Origin of the sequence: Kitasatospora sp. NPDC057542, assembly GCF_042801945.1 — a bacterium.
Taxonomy (GTDB): Bacteria; Actinomycetota; Actinomycetes; order Streptomycetales; family Streptomycetaceae; genus Kitasatospora.
The window spans coordinates 1-6,393 of record NZ_JBHVFE010000498.1 but is presented as its reverse complement, the minus strand read 5'-3'; the positions used below and the strand labels follow the sequence as shown (position 1 = coordinate 6,393).

Here is a 6,393-nt window from a genome sequence, read left to right as displayed (position 1 = left end):
GAGCAGCGGCGCGAGGTCCGCGGAGCCGACCAGGTCCAGCAGGACGCACCGGTACGGCCCACCCGTGAGCGCGGCCCGCAGCCCCGCCTCGTCGTCCACCCCGTGGATCCGCACGGGCGACGCAGGACCGCCCTCCGGTGAAGCTCCCGAGCCTCCGTCCGGGGAGCCTCCCGACGAAGCCTCCATCTCCCCGACCGCCGCCCGGGCGAGCTGGGTGAGCAGCCCCGGCGGCTCCGGCTCCACCACCAGGACCCGCGGCTCGGCACCGCCCTCCGCCACCTGCTCGCCCAGCGGCAGGTACAGGGTGAACCGGCTGCCCTGCCCCGCCGCCGAGCGGACGGTGATGGTGCCGCCGAGCAGCCGGGCGAGCTCCCGGCTGATCGACAGCCCGAGGCCGGTGCCGCCGTAGCGCCGCGCGGTGGAGCCGTCGGCCTGCTGGAAGGCGCCGAAGATGGTGTCCAGGTGGGCCGGGTCGATGCCGATCCCGGTGTCGTCCACGTGGAAGGCCACCGCGGCGTGCGCCCGGCCGAGTCCGGACGGCAGTTCCGCCTCCTCGACGCGTTCGATCCGCAGCTCGACCCGGCCGGTGTCGGTGAACTTGACGGCGTTGGACAGCAGGTTGCGCAGCACCTGGCGCAGCCGGGCCTGGTCGGTGACGATCCGCTCCGGCACGGCCCGGTCGACGGACATCTCGAAGGCGAGCCCCTTCTGGTCGGCCAGCGGCCGGAAGCCGGACTCCACGTACTCCAGCAGCTCGCGCACCGCGAACGGTTCGATGGCCAGGTCCATCTTCCCGGCCTCCACCTTGGAGAGGTCGAGGATGTCGTTGATGAGCTGGAGCAGGTCGGTGCCGGCCGAGTGGATCACACCCGCGTACTCGACCTGCTTGGGGGTGAGGTTCCCGCTGTTGTTCTCGGCGAGCAGCTGGGCCAGGATGAGCAGGCTGTTCAGCGGGGTGCGCAGCTCGTGGCTCATGTTGGCCAGGAACTCCGACTTGTACATCGAGGTGCGGGTCAACTCCCTTGCCCGTTCCTCCAGTTCCTCGCGCCCCTGCTCGATCTCCAGGTTCTTCGCCTCGATGTCCCGGTTGCGCTGGGCGAGCAGCGCGGCCTTATCCTCCAACTCGGCGTTGGACCGCCTCAGTTCCTCCTGACCTTCCTGCAACTCCTCGGAGCGGGCCTGGAGTTCGGCGGTGAGCCGCTGGGACTCGCCCAGCAGCTCGTCGGTGCGGGCGTTGGCCAGCAGGTTGCCGAGGTTGGCCCCGCAGGCCTCGGCGAACTGGGCCAGGAAGTCGCGGTGCACTTCGGCGAACGGGCGGACGGAGGCGAACTCCATCACGCCGATCAGCCACTCCTCCAGGGCGATCGGCAGGATGACCACCGAGCGGGCGTCACCGCTGCCCGCGGCGGAGGAGACGGTGGCGTAGCCGGGCGGCAGACCGTCCACGGCCACGGTCCGCCGGGTGCGGGCGGCCTGGCCGACCAGGGACTCCCCCAGCCGCAGCCGCCGTTGCTCCCCGGCCGGCCTGCCATAGGCACTGATCAGGACCAGTTCGGTCTCGTCCGCGCCCTCCTCGGCGAGGAAGAACGCGCCGTACTGGGCGCCGACCAGCGGGGTCAGCTCGTCGGTGATCATCTCGGCGACGGCGCGGATGTCCCGCCGGCCCTGGATCGCGGCGGAGAAGCGGGCCAGGTTGGTCTTGAGCCAGTCCTGCTCCTGGTTGGCCAGGGTGCTCGCGCGCAGCGATCCGACCATCGCGTTGATGTTGTCCTTGAGGTCGGCGACCTCGCCGGAGGCGTCCACGCTGATCGAGCGGGTCAGGTCGCCGGCCGCGACGGCGCTGGTGACCTCGGCGATCGCCCGGACCTGCCGGGTCAGGTTGCCGGCCAGCTCGTTGACGTTCTCGGTGAGCCGCTTCCAGGTGCCGGAGACGCCCTCCACCCGGGCCTGCCCGCCGAGCCGGCCCTCGCTGCCGACCTCCCGGGCCACCCGGGTCACCTCGGCGGCGAACGAGGACAGGGTGTCCACCATGGTGTTGACGGTGGTCTTCAGCTCCAGGATCTCCCCGCGCGCGTCCACGTCGATCTTGCGGGTCAGGTCGCCCTCGGCGACGGCGGTGGTGACCTGGGCGATGTTGCGCACCTGGCTGGTCAGGTTGTGCGCCATGAAGTTGACGTTGTCGGTGAGGTCCTTCCACGTCCCGGAGACGCCCCGGACCGTGGCCTGCCCGCCCAGGATGCCCTCGGTGCCGACCTCCCGGGCCACCCTGGTCACCTCGTCCGCGAACGAGGACAGGGTGTCCACCATGGTGTTGATCGCGTCGGCGAGGGCCGCGACCTCGCCCTTGGCCTCGACGGTGATCTTCCGCGACAGGTCGCCGCGGGCCACCGCCGTCGCCACCTCGGACATCGAGCGGACCTGGCCGGTCAGGTTGGAGGCCATCACGTTGACGTTGTCGGTGAGGTCCTTCCACGTCCCGGAGACGCCCCGGACGGTGGCCTGCCCGCCCAGGTTCCCGGCGGTGCCGACCTCCCGTGCCACCCTGGTCACCTCGTCCGCGAACGAGGACAGCTGGTCGACCATCGTGTTGATGGTCTCCTTCAGCTCCAGGATCTCGCCGCGCGCGTCGACCCGGATCTTCTGGGTCAGGTCGCCCTCCGCGACGGCGGTGGTCACCTCGGCGATCGAGCGGACCTGGGCGGTGAGGTTGTCGGCCATGACGTTGACGGACTCGGTGAGCGACTTCCACGTGCCGGAGACGTCCCGGACGTCCGCCTGGCCGCCCAGCCGTCCCTCGGTACCGACCTCGCGCGCGACCCGGGTGACCTCGGCGGCGAACGAGGACAGCTGGTCGACCATGGTGTTGATGGTCGTCTTGAGTTCCAGGATCTCCCCGCGCGCGGCGACCGAGATCTTCTGGGTGAGGTCCCCCTCGGCCACGGCGGTCGCCACCTGGGCGATGTTGCGCACCTGCCAGGTCAGGTTGCCCGCCATCGCGTTCACCGAGTCGGTCAGATCGCGCCACGTCCCGGCGACGCCCGGCACCTGGGCCTGACCGCCGAGCCGGCCCTCGCTGCCGACCTCCCGGGCCACCCTGGTCACCTCGTCCGCGAACGAGGACAGGGTGTCCACCATGGTGTTGACGGTGCTCTTGAGTTCCAGGATCTCGCCGCGCGCGTCCACGTCGATCTTCTGGGTGAGGTCGCCGCGGGCCACTGCCATGGTGACCTGGGCGATGTTGCGCACCTGCCAGGTCAGGTTGCCCGCCATCGCGTTCACCGAGTCGGTCAGATCGCGCCACGTCCCGGCGGCGCCCGGCACCTGGGCCTGCCCGCCGAGCCGGCCCTCGCTGCCGACCTCCCGGGCCACCCTGGTCACCTCGGAGGTCATTCGGGCCAACTGGTCGGCCATGCCGTTGAAGACCACGGCGATCTCCCCCAGCACCCCCGGCCGGTCCGGGGCGAGTCGGGTGCGGAAGTCCCCGTCGCGCACGGCCGTCAGCCCGGCGAGCAACTGCCGCAGCGCCTGCTCGGCCGGATCGGCCGCGGGGGCTGCGGGTACCGGCTGCTCGTCCATCCGTCCACCGTCCGGATCGCTCGCACGGCCGGGGTGCTCCGTCCGGGCACCTCGGCCCCGAGGGCGGCGGGCCGCCGCCCTGCTCCCACTGTGCCACCGCGGGCCGGGGGTGACACGCGGGGCGGTTCGCACGCGGGGCCGGGCGGCCGGCGCGGGCCTCAGACCGGCAAGGTCTCGTGGATCGGGAAGGCGTCGACGGCACCGGTGAGTTCGAGCATCCGCAGGATCAGCGGCCGGGGCCGGGCCAGTTCGATCCGGCTGCCGTCCACGGCTGCCCGGGCCTTGGCCCGCAGCAGGGCGTTGAGCCCGGTGGAGTCGCAGAACTCCAGCCCGGCGCAGTCCACCACGATCACGGTGGCGGGCTCGGCGAAGGCCCGGTCGAGCGCCTCCCGCAGGTCGGCGATCGAGTCGAGGTCCAGATCACCGCGCAGTACCAGCACGGTGCCCAGGGCCCACGGCCGGATCTCGACGGTGAGCCCCTCGGCCCGGCCCGGGGCCGGGTTCCCGGAATTCGACGGGCGCTGCGTCATGGCTGCGGGCTCCTCTCGCTCGGTCCGGATCCCGCACCGACCGGTGCCGACGCTCACGCCCATGCGGCTATCCACTGCGGCGCACCGGAAACCCCTCGGGCCGGGAAGGACGCCGACCAGCCGGCCGGTCCGGCGCCCCGTCCGCACCGGCCGCCGTCAGGGCCGGCGGGCGCGACACCTCCAGCCAGACCAGCTTCCCCACGCCCTCGGGCTGCGAGCCCCAGGCGCGGGCCAGCCGGTTCACCACCCGCAGCCCGTGCCCGCCCGGCCGTCCCGCACCGCCGAACGGGCGCAGCCGCGGCTGGACGGGGCTGGCGTCCGCGACCTCGACCCGCAGCCGGGCACCGTCCCAGTGCAGCCGCAGCTCGTACGGGCCGCCGGGTGCGTGCAGACAGGCGTTGGTGACCAGCTCGGAGACCATCAGCAGGACGTCCTCGGCCGCGGCCCGCCGGTCCGCGTCGGCGGTCGGCAGCCAGTGCCAGGACACCAGCGCTCGCCGGCTGAACTCGCGGCTGCGCTGCACCGCGCCGGCGCTGCCCGGCAGCGCCAGCCGCCTGGTCTGCTCCCGGCCTGGCGGCCCACCGTTCCCGGGGCGGTCCACGGCCTGCCTCCTACCTCGGCTCGGGCGGCTCGACGGGCCCGGCGGAGCCCTCGCCGGAGGCCGCCGGCGCCGTGCGGAGGTCGGCGTGGACCCGCAGCACGCCGTCGGCCCCGGTGATCGCGAACAGCCGCGCCACCGACGGGCCGGGGCCGGCCGGCTCCAGCCCCAGCCCGGCCGCCTGCGCGTCAAGCCGGGCGCGCAGCAGGACGTTCAGCCCGGTCGAGTCGCAGAACCGCAGGCCGGCGAGGTCGACCACGATCCGTTCGATGTCGCCCGCCGACGGCGGGTGGGCGGGCGCGGCGCGCAGTTCGTCCGCGGTGTCCCGGTCCAGCTCCCCGACCACGGTGACGATCCGTACCGGCCCCCGGTCGCCCACCGCGATCCGCAGGTCGCCGGACTCGTCGCCCCCGGCGGGCTCGCAAGGCTGATCGGATGGCGGTGACATGACCCGCTCCCGGTCCGGCCGGGACGGCGGGGCGCCGTCGTGACCATCATCGCGCGCACCGTGCCGGGCCGGGCGAACGGCCGTACCCGCGAACATCCCGGGTACGGGCGGGAGCACCGTCCGTCGGTCGTCCATGCCCCGCGCCTGCCCCGACCCCGCCGGGTCACACGCGCCGGCCCGCATGGCCCGCATCACGGCCTGACCGCACCCCGGACGTTAGAGCCCGCGGCGGCGGGGAAGGCGCGACGGTGGAGGGGTCGGGCGGGCGCTTGCCCGCGGGCCGCTCGCCGGTTCGTGCCACCCCGTCCCGACCGGGGCGCGCGAACGCACGGAGGACAAGGACAGGCCGTGAGATTCCTCGACCGGAGCACCGCCGGACACCGGCTGGCCCGCAGGCTCGTCCCGCTGCTGGGCGGGCGGGCCGGTGCCGGGGTGGTGGTCCTCGGCCTCGCCCCCGGCGGGCTGCCGGTGGCCGCCGAGGTCGCCGAGGCCCTGGATGCCCCGCTCGACGCCGCGGTGGTCCGGCCGCTGGCCGTGCCCGGCCACGACCGCCCGGTCGGCGCGATCGCGGACGGCGACCCGCCGCTGTTCGACGGGTACACCCTCAGGACCCTCGGCGTCACCCCGGCGGAGCTGGGTGCGAGCGTCAAGCGGGAGCGGGTCGAGGTCCACCGCCGCGAGGCGCTCTACCGCCAGGGCCGGTCCCGGCTGCCGCTGCACGGGCGCACCGTCGTCCTCGTCTCCGACGGCCTGACCGACGCCCTCACCACCCGGGCGGCCCTGCACGCCCTCGCCGCCGACCGCCCGGCGCACCTGGTCCTCGCCGCGCCGGTCTGTGACGCCCGGATCGCGGCCGACCTGCGCCGGGACGTGGACACGGTGGTCTGCCTCCACCTGCCCCGCTACGCGCACGCCGCCGGGCCCTGGTACGGCGAGTTCCACGAGGTCACCGACCGCGAGGCGGCCGTCCTGCTGCGGCGGTACACCCCGGCGGGTGGACGGAGCTGAGGGGGTGTGGCAGCTCACCCGGGAGCAGGCCTCGGCTCGATGACCCGGCGGTCAGGGAGAACCTGCGGACCGCCGGAGTTCGCGCTGCCGAAGACCGACGGCGGATGCGCGGGTTCACCCCGGCGCCCTCGGGTCCGTCGACACCCCATCAGGAAGCTTGCACCGAAAGGTCCGTTTCCTCATACTTCCGGTCTCGACGCGGCGCTCTCCGCGTACCGGGTCAGCGTGTACTG

Annotated in this window: 5 protein-coding genes; 1 reads left to right on the top strand and 4 read right to left on the bottom strand. The window is 74.0% G+C overall.

Features of this window, described 5'->3' with window-relative positions; translation table 11 throughout:
• The 4 genes from ACFU7Y_RS37730 to ACFU7Y_RS37715 all read right to left on the bottom strand — a co-directional run.
• Window positions 1–3,576 (bottom strand): HAMP domain-containing protein (locus tag ACFU7Y_RS37730; protein ID WP_380771057.1); only part of this gene is annotated, 3,576 nt, incomplete at its 3' end.
• A 158-nt stretch (window positions 3,577–3,734) separates the two neighbouring features.
• Window positions 3,735–4,106, bottom strand: a complete 372-nt coding sequence (locus ACFU7Y_RS37725) for an STAS domain-containing protein (RefSeq protein ID WP_380771056.1) — start codon at window positions 4,104–4,106, stop codon at window positions 3,735–3,737.
• Between the two features lie 67 nt (window positions 4,107–4,173).
• Entirely contained in the window at window positions 4,174–4,707 is a 534-nt protein-coding gene (locus tag ACFU7Y_RS37720) for an ATP-binding protein (RefSeq protein WP_380771055.1), read from the bottom strand.
• A gap of 10 nt (window positions 4,708–4,717) precedes the next feature.
• Complete coding sequence (locus tag ACFU7Y_RS37715) at window positions 4,718–5,152, bottom strand: STAS domain-containing protein (RefSeq protein ID WP_380771053.1); 435 nt, start codon at window positions 5,150–5,152, stop codon at window positions 4,718–4,720.
• A 348-nt stretch (window positions 5,153–5,500) separates the two neighbouring features.
• Here ACFU7Y_RS37715 and ACFU7Y_RS37710 point away from each other — a divergent pair, with 348 nt between their 5' ends.
• On the top strand, window positions 5,501–6,160 hold the full coding sequence (locus tag ACFU7Y_RS37710; RefSeq protein ID WP_380771052.1) for a phosphoribosyltransferase: 660 nt from the start codon (window positions 5,501–5,503) through the stop codon (window positions 6,158–6,160).
• Window positions 6,161–6,393: the final 233 nt, after the last annotated feature.